18 protein-coding genes are annotated in these 18,247 nt (G+C 74.4%); 5 read left to right on the plus strand and 13 right to left on the minus strand.

All coding sequences use genetic code 11. The features are described 5' to 3' along the window. Positions 1-68 precede the first annotated feature (68 nt). From folK to BMX65_RS26340, 6 genes are all read right to left on the minus strand, one after another. Positions 69-665 carry a 2-amino-4-hydroxy-6-hydroxymethyldihydropteridine diphosphokinase gene (gene folK / locus BMX65_RS26315; protein WP_075002843.1) on the minus strand — a complete coding sequence of 199 codons (597 nt, stop codon included), beginning with the start codon at positions 663-665 and terminating at the stop codon, positions 69-71. Further along, on the minus strand, positions 662-1,021 hold the full coding sequence (folB, locus tag BMX65_RS26320) for a dihydroneopterin aldolase (RefSeq protein ID WP_019355644.1): 360 nt from the start codon (positions 1,019-1,021) through the stop codon (positions 662-664). Before folB ends, folK begins: the two co-directional genes overlap by 4 nt. A 289-nt stretch (positions 1,022-1,310) precedes the next feature. Then, positions 1,311-1,841 carry a nuclear transport factor 2 family protein gene (locus BMX65_RS26325; protein WP_075002844.1) on the minus strand — a complete coding sequence of 177 codons (531 nt, stop codon included), beginning with the start codon at positions 1,839-1,841 and terminating at the stop codon, positions 1,311-1,313. After that, the gene (gene folP / locus BMX65_RS26330) at positions 1,838-2,767 is read right to left on the minus strand and encodes a dihydropteroate synthase (protein WP_075002845.1); all 930 of its coding nucleotides are present in this window, start codon (positions 2,765-2,767) and stop codon (positions 1,838-1,840) included. Before folP ends, BMX65_RS26325 begins: the two co-directional genes overlap by 4 nt. Before the next feature lie 119 nt (positions 2,768-2,886). Further along, positions 2,887-4,374 (minus strand): PH domain-containing protein, encoded by a 1,488-nt coding sequence (locus tag BMX65_RS26335; RefSeq protein ID WP_239502165.1) that lies wholly within the window; start codon positions 4,372-4,374, stop codon positions 2,887-2,889. Then, complete coding sequence (locus BMX65_RS26340) at positions 4,371-4,955, minus strand: PH domain-containing protein (protein WP_107437588.1); 585 nt, start codon at positions 4,953-4,955, stop codon at positions 4,371-4,373. Before BMX65_RS26340 ends, BMX65_RS26335 begins: the two co-directional genes overlap by 4 nt. A gap of 70 nt (positions 4,956-5,025) precedes the next feature. Here BMX65_RS26340 and BMX65_RS26345 point away from each other — a divergent pair, with 70 nt between their 5' ends. Then, positions 5,026-6,174 carry an NADH-quinone oxidoreductase subunit D gene (locus tag BMX65_RS26345; RefSeq protein WP_075002891.1) on the plus strand — a complete coding sequence of 383 codons (1,149 nt, stop codon included), beginning with the start codon at positions 5,026-5,028 and terminating at the stop codon, positions 6,172-6,174. Positions 6,175-6,303: 129 nt separating this feature from the next. Here BMX65_RS26345 and BMX65_RS26350 read toward each other — a convergent pair whose 3' ends face one another. From BMX65_RS26350 to BMX65_RS26365, 4 genes are read right to left on the minus strand one after another with little or no spacing between them, the layout of a single operon-like run. Continuing rightward, positions 6,304-7,233 carry a coiled-coil domain-containing protein gene (locus tag BMX65_RS26350; protein ID WP_143081890.1) on the minus strand — a complete coding sequence of 310 codons (930 nt, stop codon included), beginning with the start codon at positions 7,231-7,233 and terminating at the stop codon, positions 6,304-6,306. A gap of 51 nt (positions 7,234-7,284) precedes the next feature. Further along, a complete protein-coding gene (locus BMX65_RS26355; protein ID WP_075002847.1) occupies positions 7,285-8,280 on the minus strand; it encodes an ABC transporter substrate-binding protein in 996 nt (331 codons plus the stop codon). Positions 8,281-8,316: 36 nt separating this feature from the next. Continuing rightward, positions 8,317-9,006, minus strand: a complete 690-nt coding sequence (locus BMX65_RS26360; protein ID WP_075002848.1) for an ABC transporter permease — start codon at positions 9,004-9,006, stop codon at positions 8,317-8,319. Positions 9,007-9,010: 4 nt separating this feature from the next. After that, positions 9,011-9,772, minus strand: a complete 762-nt coding sequence (locus BMX65_RS26365; RefSeq protein ID WP_075002849.1) for an ABC transporter permease — start codon at positions 9,770-9,772, stop codon at positions 9,011-9,013. A 333-nt stretch (positions 9,773-10,105) separates the two neighbouring features. Here BMX65_RS26365 and BMX65_RS26370 point away from each other — a divergent pair, with 333 nt between their 5' ends. After that, positions 10,106-11,287 carry an ABC transporter ATP-binding protein gene (locus tag BMX65_RS26370; RefSeq protein WP_075002850.1) on the plus strand — a complete coding sequence of 394 codons (1,182 nt, stop codon included), beginning with the start codon at positions 10,106-10,108 and terminating at the stop codon, positions 11,285-11,287. Between the two features lie 267 nt (positions 11,288-11,554). Here the strand turns inward: BMX65_RS26370 and BMX65_RS26375 are convergent, their stop codons facing one another. Both BMX65_RS26375 and BMX65_RS26380 read right to left on the minus strand, forming a co-directional pair. After that, on the minus strand, positions 11,555-12,997 hold the full coding sequence (locus BMX65_RS26375) for a dihydrolipoyl dehydrogenase family protein (RefSeq protein WP_075002851.1): 1,443 nt from the start codon (positions 12,995-12,997) through the stop codon (positions 11,555-11,557). 162 nt (positions 12,998-13,159) lie between these two features. Further along, entirely contained in the window at positions 13,160-14,167 is a 1,008-nt protein-coding gene (locus tag BMX65_RS26380) for an SAM-dependent methyltransferase (RefSeq protein WP_075002852.1), read from the minus strand. A 227-nt stretch (positions 14,168-14,394) separates the two neighbouring features. On the opposite strand from BMX65_RS26380, the gene BMX65_RS26385 reads away from it, so the two are divergent. Together BMX65_RS26385 and BMX65_RS26390 are read left to right on the plus strand one after the other, a co-directional pair. Continuing rightward, positions 14,395-15,636, plus strand: a complete 1,242-nt coding sequence (locus BMX65_RS26385) for a sensor histidine kinase (RefSeq protein ID WP_107437583.1) — start codon at positions 14,395-14,397, stop codon at positions 15,634-15,636. A gap of 183 nt (positions 15,637-15,819) precedes the next feature. After that, positions 15,820-16,500: a response regulator gene (locus BMX65_RS26390; protein WP_075002854.1), complete on the plus strand. Its 681-nt coding sequence runs from the start codon at positions 15,820-15,822 to the stop codon at positions 16,498-16,500. A gap of 60 nt (positions 16,501-16,560) precedes the next feature. On the opposite strand, the gene BMX65_RS26395 is transcribed toward BMX65_RS26390, so the two are convergent. Continuing rightward, positions 16,561-17,682, minus strand: a complete 1,122-nt coding sequence (locus tag BMX65_RS26395) for a DUF5937 family protein (RefSeq protein ID WP_075002855.1) — start codon at positions 17,680-17,682, stop codon at positions 16,561-16,563. 164 nt (positions 17,683-17,846) lie between these two features. Between BMX65_RS26395 and BMX65_RS26400 the strand changes: the two genes are divergently transcribed. After that, on the plus strand, positions 17,847-18,080 hold the full coding sequence (locus tag BMX65_RS26400) for a hypothetical protein (RefSeq protein WP_075002892.1): 234 nt from the start codon (positions 17,847-17,849) through the stop codon (positions 18,078-18,080). The last annotated feature ends 167 nt before the right edge of the window (positions 18,081-18,247 follow it).

The following is an 18,247-nucleotide window of genomic DNA, read 5'->3' on the forward strand; positions in this document are numbered from 1 at the left end:
GGGCGGTGCGGGCGTCGGCCGGGGGGACGCCGGGCGGGAACGGGCAACGGGGTACGCGCAGCCAACGCTCAGGCGTGCACGATGAGTTCCAGGTCCGGACGGGCGGTGACGCCCTCCGTGCCGAGCGTCCGCAGCAGTTCCTCGACGCTGCCGCGGCCCGGAACCTCGGCCGCGGGGTCCACGTCGTGCCAGGGCACGAGGACGAAGGCCCGCTCGTGCGCCCTGGGGTGGGGGAGCGTGAGCTGCGGGTCGTCGGAGACGACGCCCTGGTACGCCACGATGTCCACATCGATGGGGCGCGGCTCCCAGCGCTCCTCGCGCACCCGCTCCAGCGCCTCCTCGATGGCGTGGCCGCGTTCGAGGAGGGAGCCGGGCGGCAGGGTGGTGCGGACCACGACGACCGCGTTGAAGTAGGCGGGCTGGCTGCCCGGCTCGACGCCCCACGGCTCGGTCTCGTAGACCGGCGAGACGGCCGTCACCTTCATCCCCGGGGTGTCCGCGAGCGCGTCGACGGCGCTCTGCAGCGACTCCAGGCGGTTGCCGAGGTTGCTGCCGATCGACAGCACGGCGGTCTTCGGGTTGTGCAGCGTCGTGTCGGCGGCGTCCACCTGCTGCACCACGGAGGCGGGCACCGGCTGTACGGTCGGGTCACTGTTCGGCGTCATGCGCGGCTCCGCTTGATAGTGATGGTCACGTCCTCGAACGGCACGGCGATCGGGGCGTCGGGCTTGTGCACGACCACCTCCACCTCGCGTACGGCCTCGTGCCGCAGGCAGGTGTCGGCGATCCGCTGGGCGAGCGTCTCGATCAGGTCGACAGGTTCCCCCTCGACGACCGCGACGACCTCTTCGGCGACGACTCCGTAATGGACCGTACGGGACAGGTCGTCGCTCTCGGCGGCCGACCGCGTGTCGAGTCCCATGTCGAGGTCCACGACGAAGGTCTGCCCCTGCTCGCGTTCCCTCTCGAACACGCCGTGATGCCCACGCGCCGCGAGGCCGCGCAGTGCGACGCGATCCACTTCACCACTCCCGTCGGTCGTGCGAACGTCTACCGCCCCTCGGGGCACCGGACCGCCCCTGGCGGCACCGGATCGAATCTACCCGTGGGTGTGACGGCTCGCGGCGCCGCCTACCCCTCAGCGTTCGCGGTCACGCGCGCATTCCCGGCCGTGTGCCGGATCGGGTGGTCCTGGCGGAACGGTTGCCGAACGCAGCCCGGTGCGGAGGAACGGGACGAGGCCGGACAGGGCGTCCTCCGGCGCCCCGGCCGAGGCGCCGGCGCGCTCACGGAAGCTGTACGGAGCGGGTCTAGAGCTCGATGTCGCCCTGGCCCAGGTCCCCTTCCCCCTCGCCGTCCCCGTCCTCGTCGTCCTGCTCGACCAGCACCGGCGAGCCGTGGTGCGACCACAGCTTCCACTCGCCCTGCTCGGTGCGGCGGAAGACGTTGGTGGCCACCACGAGGCCGCCGACCAGCGGTCCCGCCGAGCCGTCCGCCTCGGCCGGGCCGCCGCTGAGGATGTTCTCGGTGCAGCTGACCAGCGCGGTGTCGCCCAGCACCGAGATCTCCACATCGGTGAGGAAGAACTGGACGTACTCGGTGTTGGCCATGATCAGGGCGTACGAGCGCAGCACCTCGCCGCGTCCGGTGAGCACCGGCCAGCCGGGGTGGACGACCCGGACCCCGTGCTCGCCCTCACCGCCCTCGGGGTCGTCCGGATCGACCGCCTCCGCACCCAGCCACATCCGGGAGAGGGCCTCGATGTCGCCCTGCTCGACCGCCTCGTAGAGGGCGGTGTTGGCGGCCTCGACCGCCTCGCTGTCGGTTCGCGCGCCGCTCATGTCGCCGCCTCCGGGTTCGTCGTCCCGGGGGTCACCGGAACCCGGGGCGCGTCGGGCAGGGCCTCGGCGGCCGCGTCCACGGCCCGGACCACGCGGACGGCGTCCGCGCTGGCCCGCACCTCGTGGACCCGTACCGCCCAGGCGCCCTCCCGGGCCGCCAGCGCGGTGACGGCGGCCGTCGCCGCGTCGCGTTCGCGGGCCGGCGGCGGGGTCGCGCCCTGCGCGTCCGTCAGCACCCGGCCCAGGAACCGCTTGCGGGAGGCGGCCACCAGCATCGGGTGGGGCAGCCCGGCGCGCAGTTCGGCGAGTGCCGCGACGAGGGCGAGATCGTGCTCGGCGCGCTTGGCGAAGCCCAGCCCGGGGTCGACCACGATCCGCGCGGGGTCGATGCCGCCCGCCACGGCCTGCTGCACCGCCGTGCGCAGCTCGTCGAGGACTTCGCCGACGACATCCGTGTAGACGGCGCGGTTGTTCATGTCGATGCTCTGGCCCCGCCAGTGCATCACCACGAACGGCACACCGGCGTCGGCGACGGCGGGCACCATCTCCGGATCGGCGCGGCCGCCGCTGACGTCGTTGACCAGGACCGCACCCGCTGCCACCGCCTGCGCCGCCACGGAGGCCCGCATGGTGTCGACGCTGACCACCAGGCCCTCCCCGGCCAGCCCGCGCACCACCGGCAGCACCCGGCGCAGTTCCTCGTCCTCGCCGACCCGGGCGGCGCCGGGCCGGGTGGACTCGCCGCCGACATCCACCAGGTCGGCGCCCTGCGCCACCAGGTCGAGCCCGTGCTTGATCGCTGCTTCGGTGTCGAACCACCGCCCCCCGTCCGAGAACGAGTCGGGGGTCACGTTGACCACACCCATTACTGCGCAGCGGTCCCATTCGGGGAGGCCGTCCACGCGGCCACGCGTTCTCGCACCCATGTGCCCAGGGTAGGCGCCTGCCTTCCGCGGGGTGGGACCGCCACCGTGCCGCCGCGGTCCGGCTCCCTGCCGCCGCGGTCCGGCCCCGGGCCGGAGTGCCGGCCGACGCGCCGGGCGCCTCAGCCGGCCGAGCCGTCCGGCGCCGTCAGCCAGCGCTCCGGGAGCGCCGAGCGGCGGCCGGTGCGCGAACGGTCGGCCTGGGCGCGCAGCAGGGCCAGGGCCTCGTCCTGGTCGCGCAGGCGCGCCCGTGCGGTGCCCCCGGCGCCGAGGTCCACGTACACGTCGGCCAGCCGGTGGCGGCGCTCCCACGGCCCCTGGGCGAACCGCACGCTCTGCACCTTCGCGTGCGGCACCAGGGTGGTCTGGCGGGTCAGCAGTCCTTGGCGGGCGACGAAGACGCCCTGAGCGACCCCGTGTCCGTAGCCGCGGCGGACCACCGGTGCACACCAGCGGGCGCGGCGGGGAACCGGTGTCCACGCGGCCAGCGCGGCGTCCGGGTCCACGCCGGGCAGCACCCGTGCGAGCACGGCTGCGGCCTCCGGCCAGGTGGCCACCGGCACGAGCACGCCGTCTCCGGTACCGCCGCCGGTGCCCGCGATCTCCAGGTCGACCCGCACCCAGTCCCGCCGCCGCCACAGGAGCGGCTGCGCGATCCGGACGGCCTGCACCCTTCCGGGCGGCACCGTGGCGTGCTGCCGGTCCAGCAGTCCTGCGTCCAGGCGCAGCCCGTCGGGGGACTCGGCCACGGTCCAGTCGAACTCCCTGACGACCCGCCCGCCGCTCGCCGCCCAGCAGCCGCCCGCGAGCGGCAGCGCCGTCGCCAGGACCGTCCACACGCTCTCCGTCGCCAGCCACAGCAGGGTCGGTACGAGGAGCAGCGCGGCCAGCGTCCCCCAGACCGCGCCCCGCAGCAGCACGCTGACCACCAGGGTGCGCGGCGGCACCCGCAGCAGCTCCCTGGCGGGCGCCTCGCCCGCCTCGGGTGCCGCGTCCGGGGCGATTCCGGCGGCGCGGGCGAGCAGTTCGGCGCGGAGCGCGACGGCCTGCCGCTCGCCCAGATACGCCAGCTCGTCCTTGTCCTCGGTGCCGACGACGTCCAGCTTCAGTTTGGCCACCCCGGCGATCCGGGCCGGCAGCGGCCGGGAGATGTCGATGGCTTGGACGCGGTCCAGCCGGATGTGGGCGGTGCGGCGGAACAGCAGGCCGGTACGGATGCGCAGCTCGGTGTCGGTGACCAGATAGCTGGTGCACCACCAGGACAGGAATCCGTACCCGGCGGCCACCGGCAGCAGCACCGCCAGTCCTAGCGCCGCCCAGACCGCCGTGAGCTGCTCGGACCACTCGCGGGCCCGGTCGAGGTCGTGCATGGCGAACGCCAGCAGCCCGGCGAGCGGCGCCCAGGCCCGCCGCCACGGGGTGACCGGGTGCAGCCGGTTGCCCTCGGGGCGGCGCGGCAGGAAGCGCGGACCCCGGTCGGCGGGGGCGGTGTTCTCCGCGGGGTCTGCCGGGGCGCCGGTGGTCTTGGCCGCCGGGGCGCCGGTGGGGCCGGTCGCCGGGGTGCCGGTGTCGGTCCGGGGCGGGCCGCCGGCCGCGGGGTCGCCGGTCACAGTCCCGCCGATCGGGCCTCGCCCAGCTCGGTGAGCCGGTCGCGCAGCCGTTCGGCCTCCGCGGGCGTGAGGCCCGGAATCCCGGCGTCGGTGGTCGCGGCGGCCGTGTGCAGTTGCAGCGAGGCCAGTCCGAAGCGGCGCTCCAGCGGCCCGGAGGTCACCTCCACGAGCTGCATCCGCCCGTAGGGCACCACCGTGGTCTCGCGCCACAGGACGCCGCGGGAGATCAGCAGGTCGTCGGCGCGCTCCAGATACCGCCACGAGCGCCAGTTGCGCGCCAGTGCTCCCCAGCCCCAGCCGGCCGCCGCGAGCGGCAGCAGCGCGCACAGCGCCCACACCGGTCCCGCGGTGAGTGCCGGTACCACTCCCGCCGCCGCGGCCGGTGGCAGCAGCCAGGCCAGCAGCACGCACCGGCGCAGCGGCAGCAGCGCCCGCTCCACGCCGCGCCACGCGGGGCCGTCCGGCCCGGCCGGACCGGTTCCGGGCTCCGCTGAGCCGGTGCCGTGCGGGCCGGTGCCGTGCGGGGTGGCGTGCTGTCCGGAACCCGGCGGGGCGGGCGGTGCCGGGGTGGGGTCGGTCATCCGTTCAGCGTACGTGCGGGCGACCGGAGCCCGTGTCCGTCCGCAGGAGGAAGCTGACAGGATGAGCGTCATGACTCAGACGGAGACGACCGTCGGCATCGGCGGTGCCGCGGAGAGCACCGACATGGTGCTCAACATCGGCCCGCAGCACCCCTCCACACACGGCGTGCTGCGGCTGCGGCTGGTCCTGGACGGGGAGCGGATCGAGCACGCCGAGCCGGTGGTCGGCTATATGCACCGGGGCGCCGAGAAGCTCTTCGAGGCCCGCGACTACCGCCAGATCATCGTGCTCGCCAACCGCCACGACTGGCTGTCGGCGTTCTCCAACGAGCTGGGCGTGGTGCTCGGCGTCGAGCGGATGCTGGGCATGGAGGTCCCGGAGCGCGCGGTGTGGACCCGCACCCTGCTGGCCGAGCTGAACCGGGTGCTCAACCACCTGATGTTCCTGGGCTCCTACCCGCTGGAGCTGGGCGGGATCACGCCGGTCTTCCACTCCTTCCGGGAGCGCGAGGTGCTCCAGAACGTGATGGAGGAGCTCTCGGGCGGCCGGATGCACTACATGTTCAACCGGGTCGGCGGGCTCAAGGACGACCTCCCGGCGGGCTGGCGGGACCGGGCGCGGCAGGCGGTGGCCGCCGTCCGCGGCCGGATGGACACCTTCGACAAGCTGGTGCTCGGCAACGAGATCTTCCGGGGCCGCACCCGGGGCGTCGGCGTGCTCAGCCCCGAGCTGGTGCACGCCTACGGGGTCAGCGGTCCGATCGCCCGCGCCTCCGGGGTCGACTTCGACCTGCGCCGCGACGAGCCGTATCTGGCCTACGGCGAGCTGGCCGACGTACTGCGGGTGGCCACCCGGTCGGAGGGCGACTGCCTGGCCCGCTTCGAGCTGCTGCTCGACCAGACGCACAACTCCCTGGACCTGGCCGACGCCTGCCTGGACCGGCTCGCCGAACTGCCGCCAGGGCCGGTCAACCAGCGGCTGCCCAAGGTGCTCAAGGCGCCGGAGGGCGCCACCTACACCTGGACGGAGAACCCGCTGGGCCTCAACGGCTACTACCTGGTCTCCAAGGGCGAGAAGACCCCGCACCGGCTCAAGCTCCGCTCCGCCTCGTTCAACAACATCCAGGCGCTCACCGAGCTGCTGCCCGGGACGCTGGTGGCGGACATGGTCGCGATCCTGGGGTCGTTCTTCTTCGTGGTGGGCGACATCGACAAATAGCGCTCAGCAGCACCCGATGGCGCCGAGCAGGGCCGCATGGTGCCGCGAGCGGCCCTGAGCGGCCCTGAGCGGCCCTGAGCGCCCGGGGCTCCGGGCGCGCTCCCCGGCCGCCCGCTCCCCGCCCGCGGGTCAGGACGGCGAGCGCGTCCGGCGCCTGCTCCGCCCGAAGAAGTCGAAGCCGCCCGTGCCGCTGTCGCGGCCGTCCGGCTCGGACGCCGCACCTTCCGCCGCCCTGGCCGTTCCGGCTGCCCCGGCCGAACCGGTCTCCGCACCGTCCGCGGCCTCATCCGGATCCCGGGACCCGTCCGCTCCGGCTGCGGGCCCGTTCTGCGCGGCGGACCCGGCCGTGCGCCGCCCGGCCGTACGCGGGGCCACTGGCCGGGAGCGCGGCGGGGCCTGCGGGGGCACCACGGTGGCCGCGCGGCTGTGGGACAGCCGGGCCGCCGCGCGCTGCCGCACCGCGTTGCGGGCGAGCGCGTCCAGTGCCTCGCCCGCCTGCCGGTAGGTCAGCGGGGTCGGTGCGCCGGAGCTGTGCCGGTGGTCGGTGGCCGAGGTGGTGAGGGCCTTGGCGGGGGCCGTCGTCCCCGCCTCCAGTTCCAGCACCCTGCGCCCCTCCAGCGCACTCGCCCGCTCCGTCTGGGCGTTGGCGTAGCGGCGCAGCAGGTCGGCGTGCTCGGAGCGGAGACCGGTCAGCTCGGCGCGCTTCTCGCGGAGCCTGCCCTCCAGCTTGGTGCGGAGCTCGCGCAGCTCCTCGACCTCGCCCTCCAGGTCCGCCTGCTTCTCCTCGGCCCGCCAGGCCGAGCTGGCGAGCTGCGCCTTGAGGTCGCCGACCTGCTTGCCCGCCGCGCGGTCCCAGGCGCGCAGCAGTACGGCGCCGGTGACGGCGGCGGCCGCCGCTGCCGCGGTGAGCGCGCGCAGCACCACCGTCTCCAGGTCGGCGACGCCCGGCTCACCGCACAGCCAGGCCCCGCCGGCGCAGGCCAGTGCGGACACCGCCACGGACACCGGGGGCAGGCGTCGGTGCAGCGGCGGGGAATGGCGATGACGTCCACGTGGCATGGCTGGGAATTTACCGTGTTCCACCCGGGGGACGACACCGGACGAACCGTGTCACGCCAGCCCCTTGCTCTTCAGGTACTCCTCGGCGACGTCCGCGGGCTTCTCCCGGTCCTGGTCGACCTTGCGGTTGAGCTCGGTCAGGTCCTTGGTGGTGAGGGTGCGGGTGAGCTTGCCGAGCGCGTCCGCCACCTTCTTGTCACCGGCGTCCTTCGCGTTGACGACCGGCACGATGTTGTCCGCGTTCTGCAGCTTCTTGTCGTCCTCCAGCAGCACCAGGCCGAACTGGTCGAGGGTGGCGTCGGTGGTGGTGGTCAGCACGAGCTGGTCCTTGCCGTCCTTGACGGCCTGCTTGGACTGGCTGGTGCCCACGCCCTTGGGGTCTATGCCCTTGACGTCGATCCCGTAGGTCTTCTCCAGCCCGGGGCGGCAGAACGGCCGGGTCTCGCACTCGTCGCCCGCCGCGATGGTGACGCGCTCCTTGGAACGGCCCAGGTCGCTGAGGGTCTTGAGGTCGTGCTTCTTCGCGTGGTCCGCGGAGACGGCGAAGGCGTTCTGGTCCACCGCGTCGCCGGCCTCCAGCACCTTCAGACCGCGCGGCTCGGCCAGGTCGCGGAGCGCCTCGACGGTCTCGTCCGCGTCGCTGGAGGCGACCGGCTCGGCCTTGGCGCCGTTCTTCTTGGCGTTGAGGAACTCGGCCATCGTCGCCGCGTACTCCGGTACGACGTCGATGCGGCCCTTCTCCAGCTCGGGCGCGTACAGCTCGCGGTTCTTGACCTTCTTGACCGTGGTCTTCCAACCGGCCTCGGACAGCACTCCGGAGTAGAGCTCGGAGAGGATCTCCGACTCGGTGAAGCCGGCCGAGCCGACGACCAGACTGCCCTTGCCGCCGCCTGAGCCGGAGTCCTTCTCCTCCAGGTCGCTGCCGCCGCAGGCGGCCAGTGCCAGCGCCAGCGCGGAGGCCGTGCCGGCGGTGGCGAGACCGCGCCGGGCCGCCGTTCTGCGCCGGGGGGCGGTGGTGTCGGTGGTGGTGCGGGAGCGGGCCATCATGCGTCCATTCGTCCGGTGTCGTTCTTGGTGGGGCGGTCAGACGGGCTTCGTGCGGCCGGCGGGCTGCCGCCGCATCGGGTCCAGAAGCCGCTCGGTGAGGGTCAGGACGCGCTCGACCAGCAGCGCCAGCGCGGCCACGAGCAGGGCGCCCGCGACCACCTGGGGAGTGTCGTAGTTGCCGAATCCGGCGGTGATCAGCCGGCCGAGGCCGCCGCCGCCCGGCAGCGCGGCGAGCGTAGCCGTGGCGACGAGTTGCACGGCGGCCGTCTGCACCCCGGTCATGATCAGCGGGAGGGCGAGCGGCAGTTCGACCTGGCGCAGCAGTTGCCCGCCCGTCATCCCCATGCCCCGGGCCGCCTCGACGACCTCCCGGTCCGCCTCGCGCACACCGGTGTAGGCGTTGGTCAGCAGCGGCGGCAGCGCGAACAGCACCAGCGCCACGATCGTCGCCCAGTCGCCGTACCGGCCCAGCGGGCCCATCGACAGCAGCACCAGCACGGCGAAGGTGGGCACGGCCCGGCCCGCGTTCGAGAGGTTCACCGCCAGCGCGCCGCCCCGCCCCACATGGCCGAGCCACAGCGCGAGCGGCAGCGCCAGCGCGCAGGAGAGCAGCAGGCAGACGCCCGTCAGATAGATGTGTTCCCCGAGCCGTTGCAGCACGCCGCCGGTGCCGGTCCAGTGGGAGCCGGTCGTCAACCAGGTCCATACGTCGGTGAGGATGCCCATGCGCTCAGCCCGCCTTCCCCACGAGGTCCTGCGCCGCGGCAGCGGAGGGCGCGGCGGGTGCGCGCACGGCCCGCTTGCGGGCGCCCGCGCGGGTCCACGGGGTCAGCATCCGCTGGAGCCACAGCAGCAGCAGGTCCGCGACGACCGCCAGGACGACGCAGATGGCCGAGGCGGTCAGCACCTGCGCCTTGAAATAGCTCTCCATGCCGTCGTAGATGAGGTTTCCCAGTCCGCCGTAGCCGACGATGGCGCCGACCGTGGTGAGCGAGACCGCCGTGACCGTGGCGATGCGCACTCCCGCCAGCAGCGCGGGCAGTGCCAGCGGCAGCTCCACCTCCAGCAGCAGCCTGCCCGGTCCGTACCCCATCCCCTCGGCGGCCTGCCGGGCCTCGCCCGGTACCGCGTCCAGCCCCGCCAGGATGTTGCGCACCAGGACCGTGAGGGAGTACAGCACCAGGCCGGTCACCACCACGGCGGCCGACAGCCCGAAGACGGGCAGCAGCAGCGCGAACATCGCCAGCGAGGGGATCGTGTAGAGGATCGTCGTCACGCCCAGGGCCGGGGCGCGGGCCGCGCGCCAGCGCCGGGCCGCCACCGCCAGCGGCAGGGCGAGCGCCAGTGCGATCACGACGGAGAGCGCGGTGATCCAGACGTGCTCCACCGTCGCGTCGAGCAGTTCGCTCTGCCGGGTGCGCACATACGTCCAGCACAGCCAGTCGTTCTGCGCGAGACAGCCCTGCGGGCCGCCTCCTGCCGTGCTGCTCATCGGTCACCTCCCCGCGCTGTGCGGTGCTCGGACGGCGTTGTCCGGACGGTTTGTTCGGACGGTTTGTTCGGACGGTTTGTCCGGATGGTTGCCGTCCGGACGGTGCCGTTCGGACGACGTTGTGAAGTGTCATGCCACGATGACGGCCGACCCTATCCCGGCGGACTGACAATCAGTCCGGAGTGCCGTACCCCGGAACCGTTCGGTTCATCCGCAGTCCGCGGGATCAGCAGGCTGCCGGGAGGATTGTCGGCGGGCTGTGTTTCGCTGTCCGCATACGACCGGAGCGGCCGGGGCACCAGCCGGGAACGGGCCGGAGACGAGGATGGGCAGATGATTCGCTTCGAGAACGTGGCCAAGCGCTACCCCGACGGGACCGTCGCGGTCGAGGGGCTCTCCTTCGAGGTGGCCGACGGGGAACTGGTCACCCTCGTGGGGCCCTCGGGCTGCGGCAAGACCACCACCATGAAGATGGTCAACCGGCTGATCGAGCCGACCGAGGGGCGGATCCTGGTCGACGGCGCCGACATCGCCCGCGTCGAACCGGTCGAGCTGCGCCGCCGGATGGGCTACGTCATCCAGCAGACCGGGCTCTTCCCGCACCGCACGGTGCTGGACAACACCGCCACCGTTCCGCACCTGCTGGGCTGGTCCAAGGCGCGCAGGCGGGAACGCGCCCGCGAACTGCTGGACCTGGTGGGCCTGGACCCGCACGTGTTCGGCGACCGCTACCCCGAGCAGCTCAGCGGGGGCCAGCGGCAGCGGGTCGGGGTCGCCAGGGCGTTGGCCGCGGATCCGCCGGTGCTGCTGATGGACGAACCGTTCGGCGCCGTGGACCCGGTGGTGCGCGAGCACCTGCAGAACGAGTTCCTGCGGCTCCAGTCGCGGCTGCACAAGACGGTGCTGTTCGTCACGCACGACATCGAGGAAGCCGTCCGGCTCGGCGACCGGATCGCCGTCTACGGGGAGGGCCGGATCGAGCAGTTCGACACACCCGCCACCGTGCTGGGCGCTCCCGCGTCCGGATATGTGGCCGACTTCGTCGGCGCCGACCGCGGCCTCAAGCGGCTGTCGGTCACCCCGATAGAGCCCGGCGACCTGGAGCAGCCGCCGACCCTCCACCTGAGCGACGGGCTCGCCGAGGCGGCCGCACGGATGGCGACCGACGGCGCGCGCTGGGCCGTGGTCCTGGACGGCGCGGAGGAGTTGCACGGCTGGGTCTCGGCCGCGGCCCTGGTCGAGGCGTCGGTGCGGGGCGGGGACGGCTCGGGGACGGTCGGCGACCACGCGCAGCGGATGGAGGCGTGGCTGCCGCTGGGCTCCACCCTCAAGCAGGCGTTCAGCACGATGCTCCAGCACGATGCCGGATGGATCGCCGTGCTGGACGCCGGGGACCGGTTCGTCGGCGTGCTCACCCCGGCCAAGCTGCACGAGGCGCTGCGCCGCTCGGTCGACGCCGACGCCCGCGCCGTGGCCCGCCAGGAGGTCGAACTGGAGACGATCGAGAGCTCCTGAGCGGGACGGGCACCTCCCGGGCCGGCGGAGGAGCCGGGAGCCGCCGGGAGCCGCTGTGCGGCCGTCCCGGCGCGGGCGCACGGCAGCCGGGCCGCGGGCCGGCGCACAGCGCACGGCGGCGGTCGGCCTCGCACCGCACAGCGGCGGTCGGGCGCTCCGCACGGCGGCGGTCGGGCGCACCGCGTACGGGCGGGATGCGCTGCGGCGCCGGATGCGCCGCGGCGCGCTTCGGCCTGCGGCGAGGCCGTCGGTCCGCCGCCGGGCCCGTCAGTCCGCGGCGAGGTCGCCGAGCGCTTCCAGGACGCTGCGGTGGAAGGTGGGGAAGGCGAACATCATGTCGCGCAGCGTCGCCGTGGGCACGGCCGCGCGGATGGCCACGGCGAGCCCGTAGAGCACCTCCCCGCCCATCGGCCCGGCGGCCGTCGCGCCCACCAGGACGCCCCGTTCGGCGTCCTCCACCAGCTTGATCAGACCGTCGTTGCCCGCCTTGTGGATCCAGCCGCGTACCCCGTCCGGCACCCGGGCCGTCCCGGTGCGGACCGTCAGCCCCCGCTCGCGCGCCACGGCCTCGGTCAGCCCCACGGAACCGATCTCCGGGTCCGTGAAGGTCACATGGGGCACCGCGCGGTAGTCGGCACCGGGACCCGCTTCGCCCCGGCCCGCCGCGGCCAGCACGGCGCGTACCGCCACGTCGGCCTGGTACATCGCCACATGGGTGAAGGCGCCCTCGCCCACCAGGTCCCCCAGGGCCCACACGCCGGGCGCCGCGCGCATGTGCGCGTCCACCTCCACCCGGCGGGCCTCCGCGCCCAGGCCCAGCGCCGCGCGGTCCAGCGCGTCCAGCCGCGGTCGCCGCCCGGTCGCCACCAGCAGCTTCTCCGCGGACACCTCCTCGCCGCCGTCCAGCGTGAGGACGAAGGCGCCGTCCGCGTACCGCGCCGCGGCGGCGCGCGCGCCGGTCAGCACCGTCAGCCCCTCCCGGCGCAGTACCTCCAGCAGCAGGTCCCCGGCTTCCGGCTCCTCGGCCGAGACCACCCGCGCGGACGCCTCGACCAGGGTCACCCGGGTGCCGAAGCGGGCGTAGGACTGGGCCAGTTCCACCCCCACCGCGCCGCCGCCGAGCACCAGCAGCGACTCCGGGGCCTCCGCCGCGGAGACCGCCTCCCGGTTCGTCCAGTACGGCACCTGGTCGAGGCCGGGCACGGGCGGCGCCGCGGGGGCGCTGCCCGTCGCCAGGACGACACCGACCCGCGCGGTGAACGTCTCCGCGGCGGTACCGCCCCCGTCCCCGTCCCCGTCCCCGTCCCCGTCCCCGTCCCCGTCTCTACCGGTGTCGACCTCGACCCGGCCCTGCCCGGTGAACCTGCCGCGGCCGCGTACGAAGCGGCCGCCCTTGGCGGTGAACCGCTCGACGGCCGCCGCGTCGTCCCAGTCGGCGGTCGCCTCGTCCCGGATCCGGGCGTGGACGGGGGTGAAATCCGGCTCCACCCGCGCCGTGCCCGCCATCCCGGGCACCCGCCGCGCCTCGGCGAGCAGATCGCCGGCCCGCACCATCATCTTGCTGGGCACACACGCCCAGTACGGGCACTCGCCACCCAGCAGCTCCGCCTCGACGCCCACCACGTCCAGGCCCGCCTCGGCCAGCCGCCCCGCGACCTCCTCGCCGCCCGGTCCCATCCCCAGCACGACGACATCGCATTCCCGCGCCATACCCCGGACTCCTCCGCTCGTCGGCCCGCCCGGAGCGCCGCCGCCCGGCGCTCCGGGCGGTGCCGGGCCTCCGGCGAGCATAAGAGCCCCGGCGCCGACGGGCATGTCCGGCGCGGTCGCTCCCGGAGGCCCGGCACCGCGGTCGGAGGCCGGGCGCTCCGGTCACTCCCAGGGACCGGCAGCGCACCCCACCTCGCACACCAGCCAGCCGAATCCGCCCAGACCGCCCGGGTCCAGCAGCTCCGCGGCCGCACCGGCCGCACCGAGCTCCCGCACATAGGCTGCCGGGTCGCCGGAGGCCAGGGACAGCGCCGGGCGCCGCCCGGTCACCCCCAGCGCCCGCAGCGCCGCCCGCTGGGTCAGCAGCGTGCTGCTGCCCGGCGCTGCGGCGGCCACCGCGTCCAGAGCGACATGGGAGGTCAGATCGCAGGAGCCGTCCGGCACCGGCCGGCAGCTCTGCCCCCCGCGGAAGCCGGTCAGGGTGCCGAAGGGGGGCCGGTCGGCGCGCCGGTGCGCGTAGTCGACGGCGACGGCGGCGCCCCGGCGCAGTGCGCTCGCCGCGCGCGCCCACGCGGTGTCCCGCGGATGCCCGATCTCGGCCCGCGCGCCGTCCCCCGCGGGCGGCCACCAGCGGGCCAGCCAGTCCGCGTCCGCGCCGGACACCGGGGGACCGGGCCGCTCGGTGCCGTCCGGCTCCACCAGCACCAGCCGCGCGGTGCCCGCCGCGTCGTACTCGGCGACGTCCACGGGGACGTTGTCCAGCCACTCGTTGGCGAACAGCAGCCCCGTGCACGTCCCCGGCTCCGGCAGCTCGTGCTGCCAGCCGATCGCCGGGTCCAGCCGCGCGGGCCGCGCCCGCCGCTCGACGGCGACCGGACGCAGCCGGGCCGCCACGTCGCTGCCGGCCGCCTCCCGGGACCGCAGCGCCGCCAGCACGCCGGTCAGCAGTTCGCCCTCGCCGGCCCCGACATCCACCAGGTCAAGCGGCTCGGGGTGCCCCAGTGCCTCGTCCACCCGCAGCAGGAGGCGCGCCACGGCATCGGCGAACAGCGGAGAGGCGTGCACCGAGGTGCGGAAGTGCGCCGCCGGGACCTGGTGGGCGTAGAAGCCGTCCGGCCCGTAGAGCGCGTGTTCGGTGGCCGTGCGCCACCCGGGCGGCTCGTTGTGCACGGCCCCACCCTAGAGCCGCCGCGGAGGTCGTGCCGCGCTCGCGGGCCGGGTGCGCCCGGCACCGGACCCCGCTCCCGACGGTGGCCCGGCCGGGTCCGGACGACGGAGCGGGCCGGTCTCACCGCTGGTGCGGACCCCTGCCCTCCACCTTGCGGAGTAGGCGGGCGGCCAGGGATCGGCCGTCCGGCTGACCCCTGCACGTGCGTGCCCTGCATACGCTTAGTTACGTGAATCGGCTCTACGACTTCATCCGCAGGCACCCCACCTGGGTGGACAGCCTCTGGGCTGTGTTCCTGCTGATGATGTCGTCGCTGTGGATCGTCGCGAGCGTGTCGACCCCTCCGGGCCCGGACGCCTCCGACCCGCTGCCGCGGGGGACCGGCCAGCAGATCGCCATCGTCCCCATCGCGCTCGCGCTGAGCCTGGTGGTGGCGCTGCGGCGGCGGGCGCCGGAGAAGATGCTGCTGCTGGCGACCGGTACCGGAGTCGCGCAGGTGATCGCCGACGTGGGTCCGTTCCCCGGAAACTTCGCCTTCCTCGTCATCCTCTTCACCGTCGCCTCCCGGCACACCCGCTGGGCCTCCCGCTGGGCACTGGCCGGGGCGCTGCTGGCCCCCACCATCGACACGCTGCGCTGGCCCAGCTCGCCGCACAATCCGACCGCCGACGTCTTCGGCACGCTCTTCATGACCCTGGCGTTCGTGCTGGCCTGGGTGCTCGGCGACTCGCTGCGCACCCGCCGCGCCTACTACCTGGAGCTGGAGCAGCGCGCCAAGCGGCTGGAGAAGGAGCGCGAGGCCCAGGCCAAGGTGGCGGTCGCGGCGGAGCGCGCCCGGATAGCCCGCGAACTGCACGACGTGGTGGCGCACAACGTCTCGGTGATGGTCGTCCAGGCCGACGGCGCCTCCTATGTGCTGGACGCTTCGCCCGATCAGACGCGGATGGCGCTGGAGACCATCTCGGGGACCGGCCGCCAGGCCCTCGCCGAGATGCGCCGGCTGCTGGGCGTGCTGCGCAGCGGCGACACCGCGAAGCGGGACGGGGACGCGTATCTGCCGCAGCCCGGCGTCGAGCAGATCGCCGACCTGGTCGAGCAGGTGCGCGGCGCCGGTCTGACGGTCGACTTCAGGGTGGAGGGCGACCCGCACCCGCTGCCCAGCAGCGTCGAACTGACCGCGTACCGCATCGTGCAGGAGGCGCTGACCAACACCCGCAAGCACGGCGGTCCGCACGTGGGCGCTACGGTGCAGCTCTGCTACCGGGACGACGAGCTGTCCGTGCTGGCCGAGGACGACGGCCGCGGCGCCCAGCGCGAGCTGTACCAGGACGGCGGCGCCGACGGCCTCGGACACGGGCTGATCGGGATGCGCGAACGTGTCGGCATGGTGGGGGGTGCGCTGGAGGCCGGGCCCCGCTCCGGAGGCGGGTTCCGCATCCGTGCCGCCCTCCCCCTCAAGGCCGCGGACTGAGGCCGCACCCCGGCGGGTGCCCGCGAGCCCGCGCCGCGGGCCCGCCCGCCCACCGTCCACCGCCCCGTCGACCCCCTGCCGCTGCTGATCCCCCCGCTGTTCCCGCCCGTCTCCGCCGAACCCGCCGAACCCGCCGAACCCACCGAGCCGCTGCCCGAGCCGAGAAGAACCCGAGGACCTGCCATGACCATCCGCGTGATGCTCGTCGACGACCAGGCGCTGCTGCGCACCGGATTCCGCATGGTGCTGACCGCGCAGCAGGACATGGAGGTCGTGGCGGAGGCGAGCGACGGCGCCGAGGCACTGGCCGTGCTGCGCGAACAGCCGGTGGACGTGGTGCTGATGGACGTGCGGATGCCCGGCGTCGACGGCGTGGAGGCCACCCGCCGGATCTGCGACGGCGGCGAGGGCGGGCCGGGCGACCCCAAGGTGCTGATACTGACCACCTTCGACCTGGACGAGTACGCCTTCTCCGCGCTCAAGGCCGGAGCCAGCGGCTTCATGCTCAAGGACGTGCCGCCCGGCGACCTGCTGGCCGCGATCCGGGCCGTGCGCAGCGGCGACGCGGTCGTCGCCCCCAGCACCACCCGGCGGCTGATCGACCGCTTCTCCTCCGTGCTGCCGGCCTCGTCCTCGGAGCCGGTCGCCGAGGAGCTGCGCCGCATCACCGACCGCGAGCGCGAGGTCCTCGCTCTGATCGCGCAGGGTCTGTCCAACAGCGAGATCGCCGCCCGGCTGGTGCTGTCCGAGGCCACGGTCAAGACGCATGTGGGCCGCATCCTGGCCAAGCTGGGGCTGCGGGACCGGGTGCAGGCGGTGGTGCTGGCGTACGAGACGGGGCTGGTGCGGGCCGGGGGGCAGTGAGGCGCACTGCGGGGGCCGTTCGCGGCCCGCGCAGTGCCCCGTCACCGCCGCCGGGAGGGGTCAGCGCAGCACCGTCTCCAGGAAGTCGCTGCCCAGCCGTCCCACCACTTTCAGGTCCAGTTGGTACTGGACGTACCGCCCGCGCCGCTGCGCGGTGATCAGACCGGCTTTCTTCAGCACGGTCAGATGCCGGGAGATCTCCGGGGAGCTGACCGAATGGTGGTCGGCCAGTTCGCCGGTGGTGTACGGGCCGCGCGCCAGGCTGCGGCACAACTGCATCCGCATGGGGTGCGCCAGCGCTTCCATCCGCAGCTTGAACTGCTCGACCGGCAGCGGCCCGGACAGCTCCCGCGACGCCAGCGGATAGTGCACGACGGGCCGCCAGCCGTGCCGGTACAGCACCATCAGATGCGGCCACTGGTGGACGGAGGGGACGAAGGTCACCCCGGGGCCCACCGCCGGGTCCACAGCCGTGGTGCGCCCGCTGACGAGCTTGTCCACGGCGATGACCGAACCCCGCTCGTCGGTCGACAGCGCGGCGGAGACGGCCTCCAGAGTCGCCGACAGCCCCCGGCGGCGCAGCAGTTCCGCCTTCTGCCGCGCGTCCGCCGCGAGCTGGCCGCGCACCCGGTTCCAGGTGTCGGCGAAGAACGCCTGCTCGCAGTCCTCGAACAGGCGCCGCACCCAGGCCCGTACGGCGGGCGGGTCCTCCAGCAGCCGCTCGGTGAACCGGCGCTGCTGCGGCCCCCGTGCTGCGGCCAGCTCGACCGCCCGGGTGCGCAGCCCCGCGTCCGACAGCGGCGAGAGCCCGGCAGCGGCCGCGTAGTCGGCGCCGCAGGTGAACTCCAGGGCGGTGGTGACGAACTGCTCGTCGTCCAGCTTGTCGACCAGGTCCAGGTCCTCGGCGAGCGTCGCCCCGGGCTGGACGACGGCGTCGCCCAGCCCGGCGAAGCCCATCAGCAGATCGGAGAACGTCGTACGCCACAGGAAGTCCGCCTCGCACAGCCGGTCGGCGAGTTCCGGCGGGAGGGAGGCGTTCACGGCGGTCGCCCAGTTGTGCGCCCGGGGATGGTGTCCGGGCTCGGAGAGGGTGTGCAGCGCGGTGCCCAGCTCCGCCAGCGGGGAGGGGGCGAAGACGATGCGCTCCAGCGGCAGCCCGGCGATGTCGATGGTGACGCTCATGCCCCCATAGTGCCCTCCCGGCCGGACGCCGGACCCTGCCGGAACCCGTCTTTCCGCTGCCGCTTCTTCCCCGATTGACCAGGGTCGTCAATCCACGCCGGGTCGATTGACGGCCCTGGTCAACCCGCGTGCTCCGGTGGCGGGAGCGCCGCACCGTGGTGCGCATGGCACTCATGGATCAGTACGCGTTGGACATCTGGCGGCTCGGCTCCCACGGTCAGGCACCGCCTCCGGCTCCCGGCAGCCACGAGGCGAAGCTCCTGCGGGCGTGGTGGGTGGCCCGCAGGGAGGCCAGGAAGGAGCTCGGGGCCGGCGGCACCGCCGGCCGGGACGAGGCTCAGCAGCGGGCCTCCCGGACCGCACCCCGGCCCCTCCGGCGCCGGGCGGGGAGGGCTTAGCATGGCGTGGTCTCGTCCGGTACCGGCCACTGAGCGGACCGGAACGCATACGGAAGGCCGCTTTCGTGAACGCACACCACTTCCCTCTCCCGGACGGCACCGGGGACGCCTCCCGGCCCGGCGCCGGGGGCAGGCCCGAGCCCGCGGTCCCGGCCCGCGCCGAGGAC

The sequence above is a fragment of the Streptomyces qinglanensis genome, assembly GCF_900111245.1.
GTDB classification, from domain to species: domain Bacteria; phylum Actinomycetota; class Actinomycetes; order Streptomycetales; family Streptomycetaceae; genus Streptomyces; species Streptomyces qinglanensis.